Here is a 256-nt window from a genome sequence, read left to right on the forward strand (position 1 = left end):
TGTCGCCGCCTGGGCGGGTGGGGGAGCGCCGGACGACTGGCAGGACCAGGTCGGGCAGTGGGATCGCTACCACTACGCGCGGGTCGGCGTTCTCGTCGGCGCGTTCGTTCTGCTGGTGGTCGCGCTCGCGTGAGGCTCCGTGGGATTCCTGCACGGGCAAACACGAATCGACGCGGACGCCCTGCGGGCGGCTGCTTTGAACCGACCGGAGACCCTACGGGTCGCTGAGTCTGCTCGGCCCCTTCCCCAACGCTGC

It is taken from the genome of Rhodococcus sp. CX, assembly GCF_015865005.1.
Classification (GTDB): domain Bacteria; phylum Actinomycetota; class Actinomycetes; order Mycobacteriales; family Mycobacteriaceae; genus Rhodococcus.